This window comes from Streptococcus gallinaceus, assembly GCF_024170225.1.
In the GTDB taxonomy this organism is placed as follows: Bacteria; Bacillota; Bacilli; order Lactobacillales; family Streptococcaceae; genus Streptococcus; species Streptococcus gallinaceus.
In genome coordinates, this window is sequence record NZ_JALJXU010000001.1 from 33,949 (window position 1) to 59,406 (window position 25,458).

At 42.2% G+C, this 25,458-nt stretch carries 26 protein-coding genes and 1 riboswitch; of the genes, 23 read left to right on the forward strand and 3 right to left on the reverse strand.

Annotation, left to right across the window (positions count from 1 at the left end; all coding sequences use genetic code 11):
- The first annotated feature begins 279 nt into the window (after nt 1-279).
- Genes J2T50_RS00210 through J2T50_RS00225 form a run of 4 tightly spaced genes read left to right on the forward strand, consistent with a single transcriptional unit; the run spans nt 280 to nt 4,238 of the window.
- A complete protein-coding gene (locus J2T50_RS00210) occupies nt 280-720 on the forward strand; it encodes a class III lanthionine synthetase LanKC N-terminal domain-containing protein (RefSeq protein ID WP_253362480.1) in 441 nt (146 codons plus the stop codon).
- Nucleotides 721-741: 21 nt separating this feature from the next.
- The gene (locus J2T50_RS00215; RefSeq protein WP_253362481.1) at nt 742-2,778 is read left to right on the forward strand and encodes a lanthionine synthetase LanC family protein; all 2,037 of its coding nucleotides are present in this window, start codon (nt 742-744) and stop codon (nt 2,776-2,778) included.
- Between the two features lie 4 nt (nt 2,779-2,782).
- Complete coding sequence (locus J2T50_RS00220) at nt 2,783-4,000, forward strand: MFS transporter (RefSeq protein ID WP_253362482.1); 1,218 nt, start codon at nt 2,783-2,785, stop codon at nt 3,998-4,000.
- Nucleotides 4,001-4,043: 43 nt separating this feature from the next.
- Nucleotides 4,044-4,238, forward strand: a complete 195-nt coding sequence (locus tag J2T50_RS00225) for a DUF3272 family protein (RefSeq protein ID WP_253362483.1) — start codon at nt 4,044-4,046, stop codon at nt 4,236-4,238.
- Here J2T50_RS00225 and birA read toward each other — a convergent pair.
- Nucleotides 4,198-5,151 (reverse strand): bifunctional biotin--[acetyl-CoA-carboxylase] ligase/biotin operon repressor BirA, encoded by a 954-nt coding sequence (gene birA / locus J2T50_RS00230; RefSeq protein WP_253362485.1) that lies wholly within the window; start codon nt 5,149-5,151, stop codon nt 4,198-4,200. The genes J2T50_RS00225 and birA overlap by 41 nt on opposite strands.
- A 64-nt stretch (nt 5,152-5,215) precedes the next feature.
- Here birA and J2T50_RS00235 point away from each other — a divergent pair, with 64 nt between their 5' ends.
- Nucleotides 5,216-6,247, forward strand: a complete 1,032-nt coding sequence (locus J2T50_RS00235; RefSeq protein WP_253362487.1) for a M42 family metallopeptidase — start codon at nt 5,216-5,218, stop codon at nt 6,245-6,247.
- 28 nt (nt 6,248-6,275) lie between these two features.
- Here the strand turns inward: J2T50_RS00235 and ypfJ are convergent, their stop codons facing one another.
- A complete protein-coding gene (ypfJ, locus tag J2T50_RS00240) occupies nt 6,276-7,175 on the reverse strand; it encodes a KPN_02809 family neutral zinc metallopeptidase (protein WP_253362489.1) in 900 nt (299 codons plus the stop codon).
- 114 nt (nt 7,176-7,289) lie between these two features.
- Between ypfJ and J2T50_RS00245 the strand changes: the two genes are divergently transcribed.
- The 9 genes from J2T50_RS00245 to J2T50_RS00290 all read left to right on the forward strand — a co-directional run bounded on the left by J2T50_RS00245 (nt 7,290) and on the right by J2T50_RS00290 (nt 17,151).
- Nucleotides 7,290-7,754, forward strand: a complete 465-nt coding sequence (locus J2T50_RS00245; protein WP_253362491.1) for a deoxycytidylate deaminase — start codon at nt 7,290-7,292, stop codon at nt 7,752-7,754.
- Nucleotides 7,755-7,888: 134 nt separating this feature from the next.
- Nucleotides 7,889-10,390, forward strand: a complete 2,502-nt coding sequence (locus J2T50_RS00250; RefSeq protein ID WP_253636078.1) for an Ig-like domain-containing protein — start codon at nt 7,889-7,891, stop codon at nt 10,388-10,390.
- 525 nt (nt 10,391-10,915) lie between these two features.
- Nucleotides 10,916-12,106, forward strand: a complete 1,191-nt coding sequence (gene metK / locus J2T50_RS00260) for a methionine adenosyltransferase (RefSeq protein ID WP_253362493.1) — start codon at nt 10,916-10,918, stop codon at nt 12,104-12,106.
- Between the two features lie 162 nt (nt 12,107-12,268).
- On the forward strand, nt 12,269-13,528 hold the full coding sequence (gene murA, locus J2T50_RS00265) for a UDP-N-acetylglucosamine 1-carboxyvinyltransferase (RefSeq protein WP_253362495.1): 1,260 nt from the start codon (nt 12,269-12,271) through the stop codon (nt 13,526-13,528).
- Between the two features lie 8 nt (nt 13,529-13,536).
- Entirely contained in the window at nt 13,537-14,106 is a 570-nt protein-coding gene (locus J2T50_RS00270) for a GNAT family N-acetyltransferase (protein ID WP_253362497.1), read from the forward strand.
- Nucleotides 14,103-14,963, forward strand: a complete 861-nt coding sequence (locus J2T50_RS00275) for a methionyl aminopeptidase (protein ID WP_253362498.1) — start codon at nt 14,103-14,105, stop codon at nt 14,961-14,963. Before J2T50_RS00270 ends, J2T50_RS00275 begins: the two co-directional genes overlap by 4 nt.
- 25 nt (nt 14,964-14,988) lie before the next feature.
- On the forward strand, nt 14,989-15,927 hold the full coding sequence (locus J2T50_RS00280; RefSeq protein ID WP_253362499.1) for a YihY/virulence factor BrkB family protein: 939 nt from the start codon (nt 14,989-14,991) through the stop codon (nt 15,925-15,927).
- Between the two features lie 57 nt (nt 15,928-15,984).
- On the forward strand, nt 15,985-16,431 hold the full coding sequence (locus J2T50_RS00285) for a MarR family winged helix-turn-helix transcriptional regulator (RefSeq protein WP_253362500.1): 447 nt from the start codon (nt 15,985-15,987) through the stop codon (nt 16,429-16,431).
- 12 nt (nt 16,432-16,443) lie between these two features.
- A complete protein-coding gene (locus J2T50_RS00290) occupies nt 16,444-17,151 on the forward strand; it encodes a B3/B4 domain-containing protein (protein WP_253362501.1) in 708 nt (235 codons plus the stop codon).
- 27 nt (nt 17,152-17,178) lie between these two features.
- Here the strand turns inward: J2T50_RS00290 and J2T50_RS00295 are convergent, their stop codons facing one another.
- Complete coding sequence (locus J2T50_RS00295; protein WP_253362502.1) at nt 17,179-17,613, reverse strand: GtrA family protein; 435 nt, start codon at nt 17,611-17,613, stop codon at nt 17,179-17,181.
- A 28-nt stretch (nt 17,614-17,641) separates the two neighbouring features.
- Nucleotides 17,642-17,742: riboswitch (PreQ1 riboswitch) on the forward strand.
- Here J2T50_RS00295 and J2T50_RS00300 point away from each other — a divergent pair.
- The 9 genes from J2T50_RS00300 (at nt 17,740) to J2T50_RS00340 (ending at nt 25,436) form a co-directional block, all read left to right on the forward strand.
- On the forward strand, nt 17,740-18,255 hold the full coding sequence (locus J2T50_RS00300) for a QueT transporter family protein (protein ID WP_253362503.1): 516 nt from the start codon (nt 17,740-17,742) through the stop codon (nt 18,253-18,255). Its footprint overlaps the riboswitch before it by 3 nt.
- 154 nt (nt 18,256-18,409) lie before the next feature.
- Complete coding sequence (locus J2T50_RS00305) at nt 18,410-19,279, forward strand: GRP family sugar transporter (protein WP_253362505.1); 870 nt, start codon at nt 18,410-18,412, stop codon at nt 19,277-19,279.
- A gap of 77 nt (nt 19,280-19,356) precedes the next feature.
- Complete coding sequence (locus J2T50_RS00310; RefSeq protein ID WP_253362507.1) at nt 19,357-21,483, forward strand: Tex family protein; 2,127 nt, start codon at nt 19,357-19,359, stop codon at nt 21,481-21,483.
- A complete protein-coding gene (locus J2T50_RS00315; RefSeq protein ID WP_253362509.1) occupies nt 21,470-21,907 on the forward strand; it encodes a SprT family protein in 438 nt (145 codons plus the stop codon). Before J2T50_RS00310 ends, J2T50_RS00315 begins: the two co-directional genes overlap by 14 nt.
- A gap of 69 nt (nt 21,908-21,976) precedes the next feature.
- Nucleotides 21,977-22,744, forward strand: coding sequence for a hypothetical protein (locus tag J2T50_RS00320; protein WP_253362511.1), 768 nt, complete (start codon nt 21,977-21,979; stop codon nt 22,742-22,744).
- Nucleotides 22,728-22,982, forward strand: a complete 255-nt coding sequence (locus J2T50_RS00325) for a PspC domain-containing protein (protein WP_253362513.1) — start codon at nt 22,728-22,730, stop codon at nt 22,980-22,982. The genes J2T50_RS00320 and J2T50_RS00325 overlap by 17 nt, the downstream gene beginning before the upstream one ends.
- Entirely contained in the window at nt 22,983-23,483 is a 501-nt protein-coding gene (locus J2T50_RS00330) for an NUDIX domain-containing protein (RefSeq protein WP_253362515.1), read from the forward strand.
- A 118-nt stretch (nt 23,484-23,601) separates the two neighbouring features.
- On the forward strand, nt 23,602-24,279 hold the full coding sequence (locus J2T50_RS00335) for a response regulator transcription factor (protein ID WP_253362517.1): 678 nt from the start codon (nt 23,602-23,604) through the stop codon (nt 24,277-24,279).
- Nucleotides 24,276-25,436, forward strand: coding sequence for a sensor histidine kinase (locus J2T50_RS00340; protein WP_253362519.1), 1,161 nt, complete (start codon nt 24,276-24,278; stop codon nt 25,434-25,436). Before J2T50_RS00335 ends, J2T50_RS00340 begins: the two co-directional genes overlap by 4 nt.
- Nucleotides 25,437-25,458: the final 22 nt, after the last annotated feature.

Below are 25,458 nucleotides of genomic sequence, written 5' to 3' on the forward strand. Positions count from 1 at the left end.
TAAAAAGTCTTATTTTTTTAAAAATTTGAACTAATTGTTGATTTTTTTGAATTTATTGCGAATAGTTTAATTGAGAACGAGAGTTCAACTAAATAGAAAAGGAGATAAAATATGAATTCAGTACTTGAATTGGAAGCATTGCCAGTAGAATACACACGATCATATGGATGGAAGCTTTGCGGATCAACGATTGTGATTTGTGGTGTTACGGGAGCAGGCTAATAGTTTGTTGGGCAGGTATGGATTATTCTATGCCTGCCAATTTTAAAGGTATAAAATATGGATTTATTAAAAAATGCAATTACTAGTTTCAAATCCATTGCTCAAGAAGACAATGGGACGTGGGTTTATTATGCTTTTGGGAGTAAACTTAAAAATCAGGGTTGGAAGATACATATTAGTAGTCAGATGACAGATGCTCTTGCTATTTTTGAACGGGTCTCACAATTGTTATTACAAGAAAAATGTAATTTCAAGGTAGCTAAAAATAGTCAAGTGTTAGCAGAAATCAATTCTCCTAGAAATAGTACTCCAACTGCTAACAAATTTATAACGATTTATCCGAATGATGGCGAAAAAGCTAGAAAATTAATTTTTCAGCTGAAAGATTTGTTAAAGGATTATCAAGCTCCTCAAATTATGAGTGATCATCAATGCGGGGCAAATTCGCCAATTCATTATCGATATGGTGGTTTCCAAGCGCAGCGGGTATTTAATTAAGAAAAGAATGAAGTACTCTACATGGTAGAAGATGATAAAGGGATTCTTGTGGAAGATATTCGGAGGAGTTCACCGTATACTCCAGAATGGGTAGCTCCATTATTTTCTGAAGAAGAAACGAAATATTATTTTTCAAATGGAAAAGAAACTTCAGTAAGTTCAAAACTTAAAGATTATCATTTTATTTCTATCATAAAAAAATCAAATCGGGGAAATGTGTATCGAGCTATCAAAAAAGATACAGAACAGTCTGTAATTATCAAACAAGCTAGACCTTTCGTAGGAAATGACTCCAAAGGAGAGTGGTTTGCAGTAGATGAATTAAAAAATGAGAAAATGATGCTACAGGAATTTTCAGATAAAAGTTATACTGCTGATTACGTAGATGATTTTTATGTGGATGGAAATTATTTTTTGGTTCAAACGGAAATAGCTGGAAACAATTTTTTTGAGCTAGTCTTAGAGAAAGGGATTTCTGCTAGACAGAAAGAAGAATATATTCGAAATATTATTCAAATCGTTAATGAACTTCACCGTTCAGGTTATTTGTTGATAGATTTGTCTCCAACGAATTTTATCTATAGAGAAAACGGGCAAGTAATCTTAATTGATTTAGAAAATATTAGTAAAGAAAAGAATCCGGTTAGACGAGTTCAAACACCAGGGATGTTGAATCAAGATAAGGATTTATCAGTTGCGACGATACAGCAAGATTATTTTGCCCTTGGTATGGTGGCACTGGCTATTTTGCTAGGACACGTACTTCCTTTTTCAAAAGGAGATGAAAAATCAAATTTTAGTCTCTTACAAAAGGTATTGTTGGCGATTGATTTTGCAGTGGAGTCGGATAATATAACACCATTGCAAGCGAATTGGATAAAAACGGTGTTAATGATGAGTGAAACGACACGGATTGTTCAAGATATTCCAATGCTCTTTGAAGATAAAAGTAAGGTACCTATACGACCTCATCCAGTTCAGTTTCCATCAAATAATTTTCATGAAGAACTTGCTGTCATCATAGATGGTTTATTAGAACGAACGGTAGATAAGCGTGGTAGAATTGCTAAATCAAGTGAATTTGGCGAATTTGTTAGTCCACAATCAATGCAACATGGCTTGGCTGGTTATCTAATAATGACGAATAGAGTTCAGGAGGAAAAGACAGAGAAAATAAGGAATTTAATTTCTCGAGTTGAAGAAGTGATAAGTGTACTACCGCCTTCTGGTTATGAGAATTCCTTACTATTTGGGCGTGCAGGTTATTTATGGTCGATGCTTGAACTTTTCCAAACTAGTAGCGCGATCTATTATCGCTCTATTTGTGAGCATATCAGTCAAACGCTAATGGAAAACTACCACAGTGAGCAACATGTAGATTTTGCTTTGGGAAAAGCTGGCATACTCTTATCTTTAATGAAATATGCAAGTATTATAGAAGATGAACGAGTTGATTTGTTTATTAAAGAGAATATTCAAGAGATTTTCCAATCTTTTTCCACTACAACGGCTAATACTTTGATAGAATTTGGCTTTGCCCATGGTCAGGCGGGTCTTGCTTATGTATTGCATTGCTATTCTCAATTTTATGAGGATCCAACTTATGATAAAGTAATACAAAATTTTTCGAATACTATTGCAGATAAAATAAAAAATCAATTAGTAGTCGGCTTTGATAAATTGGAATCGCTAGATTATTCATGGTGTGAAGGTTATTCTGGTTTATTATTGTACTTGTGTTTAGTTGAACAGAAAAAATATCATTCATTGTTGATCCAAGTTCAAAATGAACTGTTTAAGCAGCATCTTAACATGGGAACAAGCTATTGCCATGGTTTAGCTAGTCTCTTACAAACAGTTGTATATACAGAAAATGAAGAACTGTATGAAAAAATTGTAGCTATCTTGCTCACACGATCTTATCGAAATTCAGATGGATATCTGATTTTTCAAAGTGAAGATCCTAGTCAATCAGTTTTTGACTTTGGTACAGGAACACTTGGAGTTTACTGGACAATTTTAAAAGAGAAATTTTTATTTAGTTTAGATAGGAAGTGAAAATATGAATGTTTTTCTAAAAAACAGAGATTTTAGACAACTTGCGCTGAATCAAAGTATCTCTTTATTGGGTGATACTATGTTTTATTTGGCGATTATGCAAGCAGTATCGGGTTATTCCTTTGCTCCATTGGCGGTTTTACTAATCACTGTTTCGGAGCAGTTGCCGCAGATACTTCAGTTATTTATCGGAAGCTTTGCAGATTTTCAAAAAAATAGAATTACCAAATGTTTAGTATTAGGTTTTATGAAGTTTATTCTCTATAGCTTTGTAGCAGTATTATCAGGAAGCGATTTAACAATTCTAAGTGTTGCAATTATTTGTATTATCAATTTATTTTCTGATATGTTTGGCCGATTTACAGGTTCAATGATAACTCCTATATTTATAAAGTTACTTAGTGAAGATGTTGCTGAAGCAATGGGCTTTAATCAAGCAATTGGGAGCGTTGTGCAAGTATTTGCCAATCTTTGTGGTGGGGTAGCCTTAGGCTTTGTCAGTCTGCAATGGTTTGCGATAATCAACGCTTTGACTTTCCTATTTGCTTTTGGTGGATTATTTTATATTCGTAAGGATTTGAGAGGGTATGAAAAAGAACTACCGCAGGTAACAGACTTTAATGTGAAAAATTATTTCCTACATATTTGGCAATCGTTACAAGTATTGTTTCATTTTTCAACAGTGTTAAAGTTGTATACAGTAGTAGCAATTGGTCAAAGTATTTTAGGTATGATGATGCCTTTATCTAGTTTATTGTTGATGAAACATAGTTTTCTGGGGTTGTCGATAGGATTTTCCTTAGGGTTATTATCTGTTATTATTTTTCTAGGAATGCTATTTGGGAATGTGGGTACAGCTTTTTTGATGAAAAAAATATCTATACAACAGGCTATTCTATTTTCTAATTTAGCAAGTTTTCTTATGACACTGGGGATATTGTTTTCAAGTTTTGGTTTAATTCTCCTTGGCGCTCTCGGCAATGCCTTCTTCTTGGGAATAATCAATCCAAAACTTCAAGAATTATTTTTTAAACAAATTCCAGAAGATAAAATGGGCGCAATAGAATCTGCTCTGGGTTTCTTGTTGACGTGCATAGTCAGTTTGTTATCTATGTTTATGGTGTTTGTGGCAACACAGCACACGGAATTAGCAGCCTATCTATCAATGGGAACTTTAGCTTTTGCAAGTTTTTTATTATTGAAAATTAAGTCCGTGAAATAGCAAAAAAACAGCCAATAGGCCGTTTTTTTGCTATACTAATGATATGAGAGTTTCACAATTTTTATTTTTAGCTATTTTTACGGCTCTTGCGACTTACTGGATGAATGCAGCTTTTCTTGCAGGAGATTATTTCTGGGCTTGCTTGTATGCTTTTTTTGTTTTCCGCAATCTGCGTTTTAGTTACCGTGTAACAAAATTTATTGAGGCTGTGACGACTCGTCCCAAGAAGAAAGACTAATTTCCCCGCTAGATAAGATTTTTTCCTGCCCACTATTCAATCGGACGAACAGTTCACCTTTGTCTGTGATAGCAGTGGCGATTCCCTCATATGCTAGTTGATTTTCCATAAAGCTCACTTGTTTGCCGAGAACGAGTGAGTTTTCTTTATAGATAGCCACCAGTTGGTCGTCGGTATAAGTGAAAAAGACACGCCAGATTTCTGCGATGAGTTCATTGCGCGTAATGCTAGGCACCTCTTGAAAAAGGTTACCGGCCTTGCTTTCTAACTCTTTTGGGAAATGGTCCAAGTGAAAGTTCAGTCCGATACCAATCATCATATCAGTGACTGTTTGATTTTCAATGGATGAAATAGCCTCTGTCAATATTCCTGCCATTTTTTTGTTATGGAGGTAGATGTCATTGACCCATTTGATTTGCGGCTGAAGACCGGTTAGATTGTTAATAGCTGTGACAATAGCTGCCGCAACTAGGACGGTATAGGGCTTCACTTGAGAAAAGGAAGCCTGGGGCGTCAGATGAAGAGTCATATAAATGCCGCCTGCTTGGGCAAAAAATGCACGACCAAATCGACCACGCGCCGCTTCTTGATTGGGAGCTAGATAAATTGCAGGAGCGCTATTCCCCTTTTCCAATCCGATTTTGGCATCCAACTGTGTCGAGCGACTAGTTGGGTTGTAGTGGACAGGCAAGTCGAGTTGCTGGGAAATCCAATCGGAAACCAGCAGGTCTCCTTTGATAAGTTTATAGCCGACATTTTGTACGGCATTAATCACAAGTCCTTGTTTTTCAAGTTGCTGGATGGCTTTCCAAACGGCTGTACGTGAAATTCCCAGTCCCTTTGCCAATTCTTCACCGCTGATAGCACTGGTGGATTGTGCCAGTAGGAGATAAATTTTTTCGTATGTTTTCATACTATTAGTATAACAAAAATATCCTGATAGATGGTATAATGGAGTCATGCAAAAAGGAGGCTTCATGAATACACTTGATTATATTGTAAAATTAACCAATACCCCATCTCCAACGGGCTTTACTACAGCTATCATGGATTACATTAAGGCAGAGGTAGAAAGTTTTGGCTATGCTGCGCATAAGACACCTAAGGGTGGTGTCATGGTTTCTGTTCAAGGGGAAAATGACCAGGAACACCGTGTGGTAACAGCTCACTTGGATACTTTAGGTGCCATTGTCCGTGCGGTTAAACCGGATGGTCGCCTTAAAATGGACTTGGTTGGTGGATTTGGTTATCCGTCTATCGAGGGAGAAAACTGTTTGATTCACGTGGCAAGCAATGGAAAAACTTATACAGGTACCATTCTCATGCACCAAACTTCCGTTCACGTTTACCGCGATGCCAATACCGCAGAGCGCAATCAAACCAACATGGAAATTCGTTTGGACGAAAAAGTAACGACTGCTGCTGAAACGCGTGCTTTGGGAATTGAAGTTGGTGACTTTATTTCCTTTGATCCGCGGACAAGAGTGATAGAGTCAGGTTTCATCAAGAGCCGTCATTTGGATGACAAGGTGTCAGCTGCCATTTTGATTCATCTCTTGAAAGTTTACAAAGAAGAAGGAGTCGTCCTTCCTTATACGACTCATTTCTACTTCTCAAACAATGAGGAAATTGGCTACGGTGCTAACTCTAGTCTCCCTGCTCAAACAGTGGAATACCTAGCGGTGGATATGGGTGCCATGGGTGACGACCAACAAACGGATGAATACACGGTTTCTATCTGTGTCAAAGACGGTTCAGGCCCCTATCACTATGAATTGCGCCAACACTTGGTTGCCTTGGCTCAGGAAAATCAGATTCCATTCAAATTAGATATTTATCCTTACTACGGAAGTGATGCTTCGGCAGCGATGCGAGCTGGTGCGGACGTACGTCACGCTCTTCTTGGTGCTGGTATCGAGTCAAGCCACTCCTACGAACGGACCCACATGGATTCAGTTGTTGCAACGGAAAAAATGGTGGATGTTTATTTGAAGTCAGCTATGATGTAATAAAAAGAGCTCTGTGTGTGGCTCTTTTTTATATATCACTTGAGAAGGTATCACCGTGCTGGATGTCGCCGTATTGGTATCCGCGTTTGAACCATTTTTGACGTTGGGCGGACGAGCCGTGCGTGAAGCTATCTGGAACAGAAGTACCATAGGCGGCTTTTTGGAGGGTATCATCTCCGACAGCATGAGCGGCAGCTAAGGCTTCATCGATATCGCCAATTTCTAAAAGCCCCTGCTGTTGGACATATTTGGACCACGCGCCAGCATAATAATCAGCTTGCAGTTCCAGACGAACATTCAGAGCGTTAGCGACTTTTTCTGATTTACCTTGGCGGGCACGTGTGTAGCTGTCCATCGTACCGAGTTGATTTTGGACGTGGTGTCCGACCTCGTGGGCAATGACATAGGCCATAGCGAAGTCGCCTGCCGCATTGTATTTGGTGGATAACTCTTTGTAAAAACTGAGGTCGATATATACTTTTTTATCTGCTGGGCAGTAAAATGGGCCAGCTTGTGCACTTCCAACTCCGCATCCGTTGGTGTGAGTTTTCCCAGAGTAAAGAACCATGGTTGGTGCTTGGTAAGATTTACCATTTTGGGCAAATTCTTCTTGCCAAAAGTCTTCGGTGGATTGGAAGATTTTGCTGACAAAAACAGCATCCTTGTCTGATGCAGAAGGAGAAGCAGTCTGCTGTGTAGAATAGTTGGCTTGGTACGAACTAGCGCCAAACAGGTCTCCTAAATTCATGCCTCCACCGACAAAGGCAACAATGAGGATAAGAATAACTAGCCATTTTCCTCGTCCTGAAGACATCAGAAGTTGCAGGAGCATTCCCAAACCATTTCCAGATCCACTTGAATACTGGTTGCCGGATTGACCACGACGGTCTTCGACATGTTTACTTTGTTCTAAATCATCTATTTTCATAAGATACTCACTTTCCCTTTTATTATATAGTAAGAAAGTCAAAAAGAAAAGCCAAGCACTCTTTTTTTATCAGCCTTTTCATAGTATAATAAAAGAAAAATTGGAGGTGATTTTGTGGAGAATCGATTAGCGTGGGATGAATATTTTGCAGCGCAGGCTTTGCTGATTGCCCATCGTGCTACTTGTAAGCGGGCCAAGGTTGGTGCGGTCTTGGTCAAGGACAATAAGGTCATCGCAACGGGCTATAATGGTTCGGTGTCAGGGACAGAACATTGTCTAGATAGGGAGTGTCTCATGGTAGATGGCCATTGTGTACGGACTATTCACGCAGAAATCAATGCCATTTTACAAGGTGCAGAACGCGGTATTCCGAAAGGATTCACGGCTTATGTGACACATTTTCCCTGCCTCAATTGCTCTAAGCAGTTGCTCCAAGTAGGTTGTAAGCGCGTGGTCTACATCAATGAATACCGGATGGATGAGTACGCAACCTATCTCTACAAAGAAAAAGGTTGTGAATTGGTACATTTGCCGCTAGATGTTGTTAAAAAAGCGATTCAAGATGCAGATTTTATCTAGAAAGGGAAATAGTAGCAACCCAATATGAAGGATACATTCTTGCAGCAAGGATGTATTTTTTATACAAGTGACTATTTTTTGATAAAATTTTATGCTAGAATAACTATAACTAAAAAACATAAAGGGGATACAATATGAAAAAGAATGTATTCATAAAGCTCATTTTGATTCTGTGCTTATTTTTAAGTGTTGGAGCGCTTGGAAATGCAACTGCCTGGGCAGCTACGAATCGAGGTACGGATGTCACCGTGGCTAGCCCAGGAAATACTTTGATTACCGTAGACGGTACTTTTGTGAGTCCAGGGAAACAAAGGGTTCTAGATAGGATCAATCAAATCCGTCAAGAAGCTGCCAGAGAAGGCTTGGCAGACAAGTACGTACCGATTAAGTGGTCTTATGATCTAGAGGTCATTGCGCAAACGAGAGCGGCAGAAGCCTACCTTCATCAGGCCCACCAACGCCCGAGTGGAAAGGATACATTTTCTATCAGCTCGAATGGTGTTTCGTCTTTCGCAGAGAATTTGGCTTGGAACTATGCAGAGAATGCCGATTCTATGATGAAGGCGATTGAGCAATTTTATAGTGAAAAAGCGGACTACGTTACCTACAAGAAAACGGGTGTCTCGAAAGGTCAAACTGGTCATTATGTCAGTATGATCAATCCAGCCTACAATCACATGGGGATGGGGACTTTTATTGGAGATCGTCGCTATTTCCATACATCTGCACAAGCTTTCTCCCATAAAACTGGTCTGAATGAAAGTGCAACTGGACAGTATGGTGCCTTTTCTCAAACCATAGAAGTCCAGTCCAACCGCTTGTCCAATATAAAAATTGAGAGCAAGAACTCAGCGATTGGAGCAGGTGCTCCAGAGACTGCGACGCTGTCTGGCACCGTCATCGTCGATGGTTTCCAGAATGGAAGTGTTACAGCACATTTTCCAGCTGTCCACTGGTCATCGTCTAATGGAACGATTGCCCAAGTTGATAGCAATGGAATGATTACAGGTTTAAATTCTGGATCAGTTACCATTACCGCACGTTCAGGCGGTGTTTCAGCAACAAAAACATTCACAGTCAAAGCGATTCAGTCCATCCAGCCAGTATCAGCAGCAACGAAGGCGGGTACAGCTGTTGTTCTACCTAAGACTGTGACCGCAATCTGGTCAGATGGCAGCAAGACACAAGAAGTGGTGACATGGCCAGCAGTAGATGTTACGAATGCGGGGACTACTGCTAAAACAGTTACTGTAAATGGTAAAATTGGGAAATCATCGCTTCCAGCTAAGGCGATAGTTACTGTACAGGGGATTTCCTCTGTTGAAAATGCCAGTGTAGCCACAAAATCGACTGTAGCTCCGAACCTGCCTGCGATGGTTAAGGTGACTTGGACAGATAAGTCGACCTCAACTGAAAAAGTAACCTGGTCAGCTCTTAAACCAACAGATTATACCAGCAACGCAAAAAAAGTGGTTACGGTTTCGGGGACAGTAGCTAAGACAAATTTGAAATCTAAACTATTCCTGACAGTCCATGCGATTACAAGCGTTTCGAAGCCAGCTATTTCTACAAAATCCGGAACAGCTCCTGCCTTGCCGGCAACTGTAAAAGCGACATGGACCGATGGTAGTACGACCAATGAAACGGTCAAATGGTCAGCAGATCGAGCAACAGATTATACCAGTCATACCAAGAAGGCATTTCAAGTATCTGGTGTTGTTTCAAAAACAAATCTAACTTCAACAGCCAGCGTCACAGTGCATGCTATTACACGTTTGTCATCACCAAGCGTCTCCACTAAAACTGGAATTGCGCCACTCTTGCCGACAGGTGTAACAGCAATCTGGTCAGATGGCACTACAACGGTTGAAAAGGTTACGTGGTCCGCTTTAAAAGCGGTAGATTATACCAGTGCGACGAAGAAAAATATCTCTGTTGCGGGTGCTGTTGCTAAAATCAACTTGAAAGCGACTGCGACTGTTACGATTCATACAATCGCAAATCTAACTCCTGTTAAAGTATCGACTATTTCAAAACAAGCACCTATTTTACCAGCAACTGTAAAAGCGACGTGGACAGACGGTAGTGTGACGGAAGAAGCGGTAGTCTGGCCAGCTTTAATTCCAGAGCAGTATACATCGCTGATTGGTGAAAAAGTAGTGATGGTAGAGGGCGGTTTGAAAAAGACCAGCTTAAAAGCCGTAGCGACTATTCAAATTATGTCTGAAGGCATTGCCATGTATCGTCTCTACAATCGAAACAACCTTGAGCATTTTTATACTGCAAGTCTCAATGAACGAGACACATTGGTCCGAATCGGTTGGGGTGTAAATGAAGGCATTGGCTGGTATGCACCTGCTAGTGGTGCTCCAGTTTACCGTCTTTACAATAAAACCTTAAAAGACCACCATTATACAACCAGTGAAAATGAGAAAAATGTCCTTGTTGCAAAACATGGCTGGACCTATGAAGGAATCGCTTGGTATTCGGGCGGATCAAAACCGCTGTATCGCTTGTACAATCCGAAGTTAAAGAGCGGTTCACATCACTATACAACCAGTGAAAATGAGCGAGATGTCCTTGTTTCTAAGCACGGCTGGAAGTACGAAGGCATTGCCTGGTACGGGATAAAATAATAGTTTCAAAAGACGGAGGGCAATCTTCGTCTTTTTTCAGAAATAAATTGGCTCCTTAAGTGGATAATGGAATCAGAAAGAATTCACATTTAGACTATATTTCGGTAACATTTTGTGATAGAATGGCTGTAGAGTCCCGAAAAGGCGGTTTGACCGTCTAAAATTTTTATTGACAGCGTTGATTTGTCTTGCCGTACTCCAGTACTGCCTGCGACTGCATCGCCTCGTCACTAAAATTTTTAGCTCAGTCAAACTCAGCGTACAAGCTGAGGACCGGTTCTTTGTAACTCAACTTAAATGTCGGATACTAAAGTATCTCGTCATTTAACGTCAGCCGCTATTGGGCGGACTGACGAGTTGCCTTACTAGGTTTTTCTTTGCTTGTTGTCGAAGCATCGAAAAAACGTCGTAACTCGACAGTTTTTCCAACTGTTTAGATTGTTCTAAAAAGGGTAAGAAACTACGTTGAATGGTTTGATACGGATTGGTTGGACATTTACATTATTTTAAGGGGGGGACATTTTTATGTCAGAACGTAAACTTTTCACGTCTGAGTCGGTATCTGAGGGGCACCCAGATAAGATTGCAGACCAGATTTCAGATGCCATTTTGGATGCTATTTTAGATCAGGATCCAGAGGCTCACGTCGCAGCGGAGACCTGTGTGTATACGGGTTCGGTACATGTGTTTGGGGAGATTTCTACAACAGCTTATGTGGATATTAACCGTGTGGTACGTGATACCATTGCTGAAATTGGCTATGATAAGGCAGAATATGGTTTTTCAGCTGAATCCGTTGGGGTACATCCATCATTGGTAGAGCAATCACCAGATATTGCCCAAGGGGTCAATGAAGCTTTGGAAGTTCGTGGGAATGCAGACCAAGATCCGCTTAATTTGATTGGTGCGGGAGACCAAGGTCTCATGTTTGGTTTTGCGGTTGATGAGACACCTGAACTCATGCCCTTGCCAATTTCCTTGTCTCATAAATTGGTGAAAAAATTGACCGATTTACGTAAGTCGGGAGAAATTGCCTACCTACGCCCAGATGCCAAATCTCAAGTAACAGTCGAATACGATGAAAACAATCAACCCGTTCGTGTGGATACAGTCGTTATCTCAACGCAACATGACCCAGAAGCGACCAATGAGCAAATCCACCAAGATGTGATTAACAAGGTCATTAAGGCTGTGATTCCAGCTCAATACCTTGATGAAGAGACCAAGTTCTTTATCAATCCAACTGGTCGTTTTGTTATTGGAGGTCCTCAAGGGGATTCCGGTTTGACGGGTCGTAAGATTATCGTAGATACTTATGGAGGCTATGCCCGCCATGGTGGTGGTGCCTTCTCTGGTAAGGATGCAACAAAAGTTGACCGTTCAGCATCATACGCTGCGCGTTACATTGCCAAAAATATCGTTGCTGCAGGCTTGGCAAAGAAAGCAGAAGTTCAGTTGGCTTATGCGATTGGTGTTGCCCATCCTGTTTCTGTCCGAGTGGATACATTTGGTACAGGCACAGTAGCAGAGTCTGCTTTGGAAGCAGCTGTTCGTCAAGTCTTCGACTTGCGCCCGGCAGGCATTATCCAAATGCTGGATTTGAAACGCCCAATTTACCGTCAGACTGCGGCTTACGGACATATGGGACGGACAGAGATCGATCTTCCATGGGAAAAATTGGACAAGGTGGATGCTTTAAAACAAGTTTTGAACTAAAAAACGAGCCGAGGTTCGTTTTTTTATATGGTTTACGATTTACTAAAAGCAAATGAAGGCAAGAGAGACATGGATGAAAATTGAAACACTAGCCTTATTTCTACCACTATGATATAATAAATGGATGTCTTTATGATGAAATTGAGAAAGAGATTTGTTAGTATGAGAAAAATTGTCATAAACGGTGGCCGTCCATTGGAAGGATGGGTAACGGTTAGTGGTGCAAAAAATTCAGTAGTGGCTTTGATTCCTGCCATTATCTTAGCTGATGGAATTGTGACCTTGGATGGTGTGCCAGCTATCTCAGATGTAGATAGTTTGATTGATATTATGGAAACAATGGGAGCAACTGTCCGCCGTGACGGCGAGACTCTGGAAATTGATCCTCGTGGTGTGCAGGACATGCCGATGCCATTTGGTAAAATCAACAGCTTGCGGGCATCCTATTATTTTTATGGTTCTCTGTTGGGGCGATTTGGTCAAGCCATTGTGGGCTTGCCTGGTGGCTGTGATTTAGGACCACGTCCGATTGACTTGCATTTGAAAGCCTTCGAAGCAATGGGAGCTACGGTTTCTTATGAAGGTAGCAATATGCACTTGACTGCAACCGAAGGACAAATCCATGGCGCGCATATCTATATGGATACGGTCAGTGTGGGTGCGACCATCAACACGATGTTGGCGGCGGTTAAGGCTAAGGGACGGACTGTTATCGAAAATGCAGCGCGTGAACCTGAGATTATTGATGTGGCAACCTTGCTGAACAATATGGGTGCTCATATTCGTGGTGCAGGTACCGATATCATTACGATTGAGGGAGTGGAGTCACTTCACGGGACACGCCACCAAGTGATTCCAGACCGAATCGAGGCAGGGACGTACATTGCGCTTGCAGCGGCAGCGGGACAAGGGATTCATGTGGACAATGTCCTTTATGAACACCTTGAAAGTTACATTGCAAAATTGGAAGAAATGGGCGTTCACATGACCGTTTCAGAAGATTCGATTTTTGTAGAAAAGCAAGAAAAACTCAAAGCAGTTTCTGTTAAAACAGCTCCTTACCCAGGATTGGCAACTGATTTGCAGCAACCATTGACACCCCTTCTTTTGAAAGCTGAAGGAAGTGGGCGTGTGTTGGATACCATTTATGAAAAACGAGTTGGACATGTGGCTGAATTGGCCAAGATGGGTGCGGATATCAAGACAACCAGCAATTACATTTCTTACCAGGGACCAAATCAATTGACCGGTGCTCAGGTGAAGGCGACAGACCTTCGTGCTGGGGCTGCCATGGTGATTGCAGGATTGATGGCACAAGGGACAACTGAGATTACCAATATCGAATTTATCTTGCGTGGCTATTCCAACATCATTGAGAAATTGCAAGCCCTGGGTGCAGATATCCAGTTGGTTGAAGTCTAGGAGTTGGGATGAGTATTTGGCGAGAGCTAGCAGAATTTGCCTTATTTGAAACGCCGCGATTGTACCTGTGTCCTCTTCAGTTTGAAAAGCACAATGAGACTTTTTATGAAATAGCATCGGATGCAGAGAACTTAGCCTTTGTTTTTCCAACTGTGATAGATAAAGCGACCAGCGACGAGTTGCTAGTGGAAACCTTTATGCGTCAACCCTTGGGAATTTGGGCCATCGAGGAGAAAAAAAGCCGTCAGCTACTGGGGGTTATCCGGTTTGAAAAATTGGATAACCGAAGTCGGCAGGCAGAGATTGGTTACTTTTTACGAAAAGAATGGCGCAATCAGGGTCTGATGACAGAAGCGTTACAGAATATTGTCTTTCTAGCCTTCCATCAATTGGGTTTACGGGAGTTATTGCTCAAGACCCATGCTGAAAATGCAGCCAGTCAGGCTGTGGCGCAGAAAGTTGGTTTTCAAGTGATGCGGTCTTACCGCGGAAGTGATCGATATAGTCGAAAAACACGTCAATACATTGACTTTGTTCTGACAGTGTCAGAATTTAGATTAGTAGAGGAAGAAAAATGATTACATTAAAATCACAACGTGAAATTGAAGCAATGGACCGAGCAGGAGATTTTCTTGCAAGTATCCATATTGGCTTACGTGATTTGATTAAACCTGGTGTGGATATGTGGGAAGTAGAAGAGTACGTTCGCCGTCGTTGTAAAGAGGCAAATGTTCTTCCGCTTCAAATCGGTGTGGATGGAACATTGATGGACTATCCCTATGCAACTTGCTGTGGGCTTAATGATGAGGTAGCACACGCATTCCCACGTCACTATATCTTGAAAGATGGGGACCTTCTCAAGGTCGATATGGTCTTGAGTGAACCCTTAGATAAGTCTCTTGTGGATGTTTCCAAGCTTGATTTTGACAATGTGGCACAGGTCAAAAAGTATACTCAAGAGTACAAGGGTGGCTTGGCGGATTCTTGTTGGGCTTATGCAGTCGGCAATGTTTCTGATGAAGTCAAACAACTCATGGATGTCACCAAAGAATGTCTCTACCGCGGGATTGCACAAGCTAAGGTTGGCAATCGTATCGGTGACATCGGGGCGGCTATCCAAGAATACGCTGAAGGTTTAGGCTATGGAGTTGTGGAAGACTTGGTTGGACACGGTGTCGGACCAACCATGCATGAAGAGCCAATGGTACCGCATTATGGTCGAGCAGGCCGTGGACTTCGCCTCAAAGAGGGAATGGTTCTGACCATTGAACCAATGATCAATACGGGTACTTGGGAAATTGATACAGATATGAAAACAGGTTGGGCACATAAGACACTTGATGGCGGACTTTCATGCCAATACGAGCACCAATTTGTCATTACAAAAGATGGTCCAGTCATTTTGACCAGTCAAGGTGAAGAAGGAACCTACTAAAATTGAATAAGAAAAGGAGGAGAATATGAAAAAACGCTTGAAAGAAAACCGCTTCAAACGCTTCTTTACTTCTCTTTTTTCTTTTTATATGGGATCAGAGATTGATTTGACAAGTGTAGCGGTTGCCTACTACCTCATCGTCTCAGTCTTTCCGATTTTGATGACCATGGCCAATCTGTTGCCCTATCTTAATTTTGATGTGGACCAGATTTTGGTCTTTATGAAGGAACTCTTCCCCGAAAAATTGTATCCGACAGCTGCCAATATGGTTGTCTCAATTTTAACCAAGCCGTCATCCTCTTGGTTGGGAATTTCGATTGCGACGACACTTTGGACTATTTCAAAAAGTATGGACGCCCTGCAGAAGGCCTTTAACAAGGCTTATGGCGTTGGAAAACATCGCGACTTCATTGTGAGTCGAATCGTTGGTGTCTTTTTGGGAATCGGCCTGCAGTTGATTTTGACCTTGAGTGTGATCATGGTGGCCTTCGGTAATACAGTTTTGCAAAAACTGCATAAGGCTCTAGATTTTAACGATGATTTCTTCTTGAAGTTGGTCAATCGTACAGAGCCAGTGGTTTACATTTCCCTATTTTTGGCCTTGGTCATGCTTTATTTCTTTTTACCAAATGTACGTGTCAAGAAAATTCGCTATATCTTGCCGGGAGTTGTTTTTGTCATGATAGTCATGGGGTCGGTCGGCCAGCTCTTTGGGCTCTATCTGGATTCCTATGCGGCTAGATTACTAGACTTTCGTTTTGTCACCTCGGTGGTGATTTTGGTGCTGATGCTGTGGTTTGTCTTTATGGCCAATATCTTGATTATCGGGGCGGTGCTAAATGCCACGGTCCAAAGCATGCATGTGGATGAGTTTTATACCCGGCATGGGGATGTCGTTTCGATTTTAAATCGGATTAAAACACGTTTCAACTCAATCGAACCTATAGAAGAAAATGAGGAGTAATCCTCTTTTTTGTTGCACTTACAAGTAAAAATGCTATAATAAATCAAAGGAGGTCTTATGATTATTGGAGAAATTGGTGTGATTGCGCGTAGCTTGGATTCCATTGCCAACATTGAATTTCGAGAGATGGATTTGGCCAAGGGGCAATACCTCTATCTTGTTCGTATCTGTGACTATCCGGGGATTATTCAGGAAGAATTGTCTGAGATGCTGACGGTAGACCGTTCAACAGTTGCTCGGTCGGTGCAAAAGCTGGAAAAAAGTGGCCTGGTCGTTCGACAGACTGCAGCAGGCAATCGAAAAAATAAGCACCTCTATGCGACTGAAAAAGGGCAGCAGCTCTATCAAGTTTTGCAGAAAGAGCATGCGTATTCGGAAGCGCGTTGCTTAACAGGCTTGAGTCCAGTAGAGGTCGAGGAGTTGGAGCGTTTATTGACCAAGGTACGTGAAAATATCGTTCAGGATTGGAACGATGTCAAACAGGGTAAAAAAAGAAATTATTAAAGGAGTATCGACATGAAAGTTGTTGTTGACCAAAGTTTTTGGGATGTTTTTCCAGATGCACAGATATCCGTCTTATCCGTGAAAGGGTTAGACAATCATGTGGATGAGAGCAAGGATCCGTATTTTCAAGGGATTTTAACAGATGCAGCTCAAAAAGCGCAAGCCTTTATCCAAGAAGATAGCTTTACGGAGAATGATGTTATCAAGGAATGGCGTGAGGCTTTTACAAAATTTAAAACAAAAAAAGGCGCGCGTTCTTCCATTGAAGCGCTCTTGAAACGGGTAAGCCAGGGACGAGAATTCCATCCGATTAATCCATTGGTAGACCTTTATAATAGCATTTCGCTTTCCTATGGCTTGCCTTGTGGTGGTGAAGATGTGGATAAGATTCAAGGGGCGCTTCATTTGGGTAAAGCCAAGGGAGGCGAAGCCTTTTTCCCGATCGGAGCAGAAGAAGACGCCCCAGCTTTGCCAGAAGAAATCATCTATTATGACCAAGAAGGTGCCATCTGCCGTAATCTGAACTGGCGTGAGGCGCAGCGGACCATGCTGACAGAAGAAACCAAGGATGCTATTCTGGTCATTGAAGCCATCAATGCGGTACAAATTGCCCGTGCCAATGAGGCTGTTCTAGCCTTGCAAGCGCTAGTAGCAGATTATTTTGGTGTGATAGGAGAGATTGCCCACCTGACAGCTGAAAATCCAGAAACGACGGTATAAAATAAAAGCGATTGGAAAACTAATCGATTATTTTTTCTCCTTAAAAACAAATAATTTACTCAAAACGTAATTGAGAACGATAACCAACACTTGAGAAATGAGGGTAGCCACTGCATTGACGAGTTTGATGTCTTGGTTGACAAACTGTCCGATGATGTGAGGGAAGGTATCCACCAAAAGCCATGCAAGAAACATATCGAGAAGCAGTGTTGTGATTCGGGCTGAGACAAACTTGACCAGTCGTGGGAACCAGCCAGCACTTTCTTGGCGAAAGACAATTTTATCGTTGGTGACAAAGGCAAATAGAATAGCCACACAGTTTGATAGAAAGACAACAGTTAGCGTGTGGGGGATAAGAGCGAATAGGACAAGTCTTGTTACCATGTAGACCAGTGTGGTCGCAACGCCAAAGACTAGATAGAGAAAGACTTCGTTTGTCAGTATTTTTTTAATTGTTTTCATATTGATAGTCTATCATTTTTCCGCTAAATATGCTATACTTATCAGGTTGCAAGCTAGCAACCCTTGGCACTTCCTCCCTTTAGCCAAGCATATTATAAGCGGTTTAGCCGTTAAAGGAGATAACAAATGAATACAAGTAAATGGTCTGTGCGTGATGTAGCACAGGTTGCACTCGTGGCTGCTGTCTATGTCATTTTGACAGTGACTCCCCCTCTTAATGCTATTGCCTATGGAGCTTATCAATTCCGTATTTCAGAAATGCTGAATTTCTTGGCTTTTTACAATCGTAAGTATATTGCCGGTTTGACCATTGGCTGCATGATTGCAAATCTCTACAGTTTTGGCGTCATCGATGTCTTTGTTGGCGGAGGCTCTACCCTTCTTTTTGTGACACTTGGTGTGATTTTGTTTGGCAAGTACAAGAAGGAGCGATTGTTTAATGGTTTCTTTAACAAAGCTTTCGTTTATTTCTCAATTTTCTTTTCTTTGTCTATGTTTACCATCGCCCTAGAATTGAAAGTAATTGCAGAAGCACCGTTCTTTTTGACTTGGTTTACAACGGCTATTGGTGAATTTGCTTCGCTCTTAGTAGGAGCTTGGTTGATTGAAAAAATTAGCCAACGTATTGATTTTACAAAGTAAACTAGATTTTGGGAGGCAGCACCGTTTGGTGCTTTTTTTTGTTGTTTTTTGACATATAAAAAACAGTTTGTTCAACATCTTGAAATTTGTCCCAAAATTAGGTACAATAGTGTTTCGTTTGCTTTGACGACAATTTATTATTTAGGAGGAAAATATGGAAGGAATCATATTAGCGCTCATTCCCATGTTTGCTTGGGGGAGCATTGGATTTGCAAGCAATAAAATTGGAGGGAAGCCAACACAACAGACATTTGGTATGACACTAGGTGCCTTAGCTTTTGCCTTTGTGGTTTGGTTGGTCGTTCGTCCAGAGATGACTTGGCAGCTCTGGGTATTTGGGATTATTGGAGGTATCCTTTGGTCCGTTGGTCAATCTGGTCAATTTCAAGCGATGAAACACGTTGGGGTATCGATTGCAGGTCCACTTTCAAGTGGGGCTCAATTGGTTCTTGGTAGTCTAGTTGGTGCCTTTTTGTTCCATGAATGGACAAAACCAATGCAGTTCGTACTTGGGATGAGTGCCCTTGCCTTGTTGGTCATCGGTTTTTACTTCTCAAGTAAGCAGGACCAGTCTGATGACAATCAAGTAGGCCGTTCTGTTGATTTGCCAAAAGGATTTCGTGCTCTTGCTTACTCGACAGTGGGCTATGTATCTTACGCTGTCTTGTTTAACAATATCATGAAATTTGAAGCGTTGGCAGTTATTTTCCCAATGGCTATCGGAATGGTATTAGGTGCCTTGCTGTTTATGTCATTTAAGGTGGATTTGGACATTTTTGTCATCAAAAATGGTTCGGTCGGTCTGTTGTGGGGAATCGGAAATATCTTCATGCTGCTTGCTGCTGCAAAAGCTGGTCTGGCCATTGCATTTAGCTTTTCACAATTGGGCGTGATTATCTCTATCATCGGTGGTATTCTTTTCTTGGGTGAAACAAAAACCAAAAAAGAAATGCGCTGGGTATTGATTGGGATTGCTTGCTTTGTTGCAGGTGCAGTGTTGTTAGGCATTGTCAAAACCTATTAGTAAATCGCAAGAGAGACTTGGTAACAGGTCTCTTTTTTTCGTCAAAAAAAGGGCTTACATGTGCTATAATAGAGACTATGGATAAGAAATACATGAAAATCGCTCAGGATTTGGGCGTATCACTAAAACAAATTGATACTGTCTTGAGTTTGACAGCAGAAGGCAATACTATCCCTTTCATCGCTCGTTACCGTAAGGAAGCAACGGGAAATCTAGATGAGGTGGTTATCAAGTCAATCATTGATTTGGATAAGTCTCTGACAGCCTTGGCAGACCGTAAGCAAACGGTTTTGGCTAAGATTGAGGAGCAGGGAAAATTAACGGATGCCTTGCGTCAAGCAATTGAAGAAGCTGAAAAATTGGCAGATGTGGAAGAACTCTACCTGCCTTATAAGGAAAAACGTCGGACAAGGGCAACGATTGCGCGTGAAGCAGGACTATTTCCACTGGCTCGCTTGATCTTGCAAAACGTAGCTGACCTAGAAGCGCAGGCTGAGAACTTTGTAGCAGAAGGCTTTGCGACAGGAAAAGACTGTCTGGCTGGAGCTGTGGATATCTTGGTAGAAGCTATTTCAGAAGATACCAAATTGCGTGCATGGGTTTACCATGAAATAACAGCCAATTCGAGCTTGCTGTCCCAATTAAAAGACCAAGCAGCCGATGAGAAGCGGACTTTTCAGATTTACTATGACTTTTCTGAAAAAGTAGCGAAAATGCAAGGCTATCGGACTTTGGCTCTCAATCGTGGAGAGAGTATTGGTGCCTTGAAAGTGAGTTTTGAGCACAATTTGGACAAGATGGTTCGTTTCTTCGAAGTGCGTTTTCCACAGAAAAATGCCTATATTGCAGAGGCCATCAACCAAGCCCTCAAAAAGAAAATCATTCCTGCCATGGAACGCCGTGTGCGGGCTGAATTGACAGAAGTAGCAGAAGAAGGAGCCATTGCCCTCTTCTCTGAAAATCTTCGTAACTTGCTGTTGGTACCGCCTCTTCGTGGAAAAATGGTCTTGGGCTTTGACCCAGCCTTTCGTACGGGGGCTAAGTTGGCAGTGGTAGACCAGACTGGAAAACTCCTCACAACGCAAGTGATTCATCCTGTAAAACCAGCTTCTAATGCTCAAATTGCTCAAGCCAAGATTGACTTGGCAGACTTGATTAGCCAGTACGGTGTGGAAATCATTGCCATCGGAAACGGAACAGCTAGTCGTGAATCAGAAGCTTTTGTGGCGGAGATTTTGCAAGATTTCCCAGAAGTGTCCTACGTCATCGTCAACGAAAGTGGGGCTTCTGTCTACTCAGCATCTGAGTTGGCCCGTTATGAATTTCCTGATTTGACGGTTGAAAAACGTTCAGCTATCTCGATTGCCCGACGTCTTCAGGATCCGTTGGCAGAATTGGTGAAAATTGATCCCAAATCTATCGGTGTCGGTCAATACCAGCATGATGTTAATCAGAAGAAATTGTCAGAAGGCTTGGACTTTGTAGTGGATACCGTGGTTAACCAAGTTGGTGTCAATGTCAATACAGCTAGCCCATCCTTGCTGGCGCATGTGGCTGGACTCAACAAAACCATTTCCGAAAATATCGTGGCTTTCCGTGAGGAAAATGGGGTCTTGACTTCACGTGCACAGTTGAAAAAAGTACCTCGTTTGGGAGACAAAGCTTTTGAACAGGCAGCAGGTTTCTTGCGTATTCCAGACGCACCGAACTTCTTGGACAATACTGGCGTACACCCAGAGTCTTACCAAGCTGTTCAGGACTTATTTACCCTTTTAGGAGCTAACGATTTGGCAGAAGCGATACCGCAGTTGAAGGCTCTTAATATTGCACAAACAGCTGAAAAAATCAATATCGGTCAAGAAACGCTCAAAGATATTGTCGCTGATTTGTTGAAACCGGGTCGTGATTTACGGGACGAATTTGCTGCGCCAGTTCTCAGACAAGATGTGCTGGACTTTAACGATTTGCAGATTGGACAAAAACTAGAAGGCGTTGTCCGAAATGTTGTTGACTTTGGTGCCTTTGTTGATATTGGCATTCATGAAGACGGCCTAATCCATATCTCCAATATGAGTAAAAACTTTATCAAGCACCCTAGTCAAGTGGTGTCTGTTGGTGACTTGGTAACAGTTTGGGTACATAAACTAGACACAGAACGTGAAAAGGTTAACCTAAGCTTGGTGGCTCCTCGTGAATCTCACTGATTATGTAAGAGAAGTTTCCAGAGAAGACTTTGGAAAAGAGTTTTCTCATGAGGCTTTTTGGAACAATCGCTTGCGCTCAACAGGTGGACGATTTTTCCCAAAGGATGGACATCTGGATTTTAATCGGAAAATCCTTGACCAATTTGGCTTGGAAATCTTTCGGAAGATTGTCCGTCATGAGCTCTGTCATTACCACCTCTATTTTGAGAAAAAGGGCTACAAGCACGGAGACAAGGAATTTAAAGATCTTCTGTCAGCAGTGGACGGTCTGCGCTATGCGCCAAGTCTTGCCCAGGAAAATGCGTCCTTGCTTTTTTACAGCTGCCGAGATTGCGGGCAAGTCTACCAGCGAAAGAGACGGATAAATGTGGAAAAATACCGCTGCGGAAAGTGTCGAGGTCGGTTCTTTCTAGTAAAAACATAGAAATCAGTCCTTGGGCTGATTTCTTTTGGGCTAGTCCTTGCTATACTATATGAGAATTGAGGTGAAAACATGGGACAAGAGCAAGAAAGACGTGTCTTGGAGTTGTATGAAAAAGGAGTGCTGACCAAGGAAGAAGCCAAGGCTTGTTTTTTGGAACTCAATGCGGATAGTGATTTTTTGTTCATTGAAGAAAAGGCGAAATTGGGCTTTACCTTGCCGCATTTTAAAGTTTTTTCATCTAGCAAACTCAAGCAAGAATTTACTTTCTCAGCCATTGAATCCATGAAGATTCGTCTGACAGAAGGACGAATCCAATTTCTAAAGCATAAGAAAAACGACTGCGCTGTCCGTATCGTCTATCCACAACAAGTGGAAGAAGAGGATTTGCCAAAGATTTTCATTGAAGAAGAGCGCCTGTATTTCGATAGTCGTTTCCCGTGTCAGGTCACCATTTCCCTTCCTGAAAAATGGATGTCTATTTTGGATTTGGACTTGGGACAGGCCGATGCGCGCTTAGATTACCTTCCTTTTGAGGATATTTCAATCTATAGTCAGACGGATAAAAAACAACAGGATATCCGTTTGGCAGCACAAGGGAAGTTTTCACAGCACCTATCACTTGCCTTCTGCCATGCCAATGTGCAGTTGCAATTAGCCAAGAATCAAGGCTTCAATGGAAAGATAGAAAGTCGGACAGGCAAGGTTTGGGTCAATCGCAAGTCTCAAATCAGTCCCTTTACCTATCAGCAAGAGGGACACTATCCCTTGCAGGTGAAAATGATGACTTTGGACGGTCAACTCAGTTTGAAAGGAATGAAACATGTACGGATTTTATAAGCAAAAAAGAGGGAAAATTATCTCAGGAGTGCTAGCAGCAGTCGCTAGTCGTTTTAACTGGGATGTCTGGATTACGCGGGGGATTTTTGTAGCTATTGTGGTTCTGTTTAGAGGATTGGGGCTAGTCGCCTTAGCAGCCTATGTACTGGCAGCAGTCTTACTTCCTTACAAAGAGGATGTGGATGCAGAACGTTTTGGCACTGGGCCACGCAAGCGTAAAGATGCGGAGAAGTTATAGATGACTGAGCTATGGAATGCTTTTGATAAGGAGGGAAATCTTCTAGAAGGTCGCATCTTAGACCGTGCCACATGGCCGACAGAGGCTGACCTTTATCATTTGGCAGTTAATGTCTGGGTTTGCCATGAAGACGGAGATTGGCTCTTCGTTCGTCGATCACCGCAAAAATCTCATTTTCCTCTCTACTTTGAGGCTGGGGCTGGAGGTTCTGTTCTCTTGGATGAATCTGCAGAAGAAGCCGCCACTCGTGAATTGAAGGAAGAAACTGGTTTAGAGGCTAGTGAGTTGAAATCCCTCTTTAACTTTACAGAAGAAGAACACCGGACGCACTTTGCCGTCTATCTGGCCAAGGTTTTTGGTGGAAAAGAGGTAGCTTACCAAGCATCGGAAACAGACCAACATGTCTGGGTAAAGGAGACAGAAGTGCTACAATTTTTACAAACACATCAGGTTTTTACCAATCAAAAAGAACAGATTCTAGCGTATTTGGCCGACAAATAACTAGGGTCTTTTTCTATGGAAAAACTGTCATTTTTTACACACGGAAACTAGTATCGGTTTTTCAATGTTTTTTCAATCTAGCTGTGATAGACTAGTGTGTAGAAAATAGGAGTAATGCATGAAGATTTTAGTAGTCGAAGATGAAAGAAGCATCGCAGAGGCTTTGAAGGCTATTTTGGAAAGGGAAGGCTATCAAGTCAGTTTGGCTTTTGATGGGGAGTCTGGTCTGGATGAGATCATTAGTGCAGTCTATGACTTGGTACTCTTGGACCTCATGTTGCCCAAGCTGGATGGCTTGTCTGTTCTTAGAAAGGCACGCGCCCTGGATATTGATGTACCAGTTATTTGCCTGACAGCCCGTTCGCAACTTGATGATAAGGTTACTGGACTGGATCAGGGAGCCGATGATTACATTACAAAGCCATTTGAAGTGGATGAATTACTGGCGCGAGTCCGTGTGCAGGTCCGTCAGTCGGTCAATCAGCAGGCGAATTTACTCAGTATGGGCAATCTGACGCTCAAGACGGACAGTCGGGAGTTGATGTCTTCAGAAGGGAAAATGACGCTTTCCAATAAAGAATTTCTCTTGATGGAAATATTCTTCCACCATCCCAACCAAGTGCTCTCAAAAGAGCAGCTGATTACCAAGGTTTGGGGGCCAATGGATGATTCAGAATACAACCAATTAGAAGTCTTTATGACCTTTATTCGTAAGAAATTGCGCTTCTTGAAAGCCAATGTGGAAATCAAGGCGACACGTGGTCTGGGGTATTCGATGAAAGAGGCAGAGAAATGATTGCCCGTTTACGAAAACAATTTGTCATCGTGACCATGTCGCTTCTGACGGTCGTCGTTGTCTTGCTATTGGCGGTTAACCATTACTACAGTCAATTTTGGGACAAGATGGATAATTACCGCCTAGTCCGACTGGTTGCTAGCAATCAATACCTGACCAGCCCCAATGATGAGGAGCTAGCCTTGGTGACCATTCCGCCCAATCAACCAAGCAAGGTTCAGCTGAACAACACGCTCTTGTCCAATGACGAGGTCGAGATTCTCAGTCAAAAAATGCTGAAAAAAGGCAAGAAGACTCGGAAATATCAAGATTACATTTACGCCATTAAAGAGAGTAAAGATGGGCAGATTAGTCTAGCCTTCCTAGATACGACTTCTTACAAGGACAATCTGGGTCAGTACATTTTGGAAGGAACTTTTGCCATCTTTGGCTTTCTTCTTCTGAGTGGCGTCAGCCTCTATCTATCTCGTTTTATCGTCAAGCCAGCTCAGGACGCCCTAGCGCGTGAGAAGCAATTTGTCTCGGATGCGAGCCATGAGTTGAAAACGCCCATCGCAGCTATTCAGGCCAATGCCCAAGTCTTAAAAAATGAAGGTGCGGACAGTCGCTATTTAGGGCACATCATTTCCGAATCCAAACGCATGGAAGGCTTGGTACAGCAGTTGTTGGGGCTCACGCGTCTAGAGACGATTCCGCTTCCGTCTAGCGGTAGTCAGTGCAATCTGTCAGCCATTTGTGAGGAGATGCTTCTGACCTACGAAAGTTTGGCTTTTGAAGAAGGGAAAGTGATTTCTGAGAATATCCTTGCAGATGTGCTGGTCAAGGGAGAAGAATCGCAGTTGAAGCAATTGTTAGCGATTCTCCTAGACAATGCCATCAAGCATTCAAAATCAGGTAGTTCCATTGATGTGAGCCTAGCACTGAAAAAGAAAAAGGTGCGGATTGTGGTGGCAAATCAGGCCTACCCCTATCCTCAAGAGGTCATGAGCAATCTTTTCAATCGCTTTTATCAGGCGGAGGAATCGCACCATCAAGCAGAAAGTTTTGGTTTGGGACTAGCTATTGCCAAGGCCATTGTAGCCCAGCACAGAGGCACAATCACAGTGGAACAAGCTGACGGACAATTTTTTATCCAGGTGGATTTACCACTTGCTTAATGCAGTTAGAAAAGGGAATGAA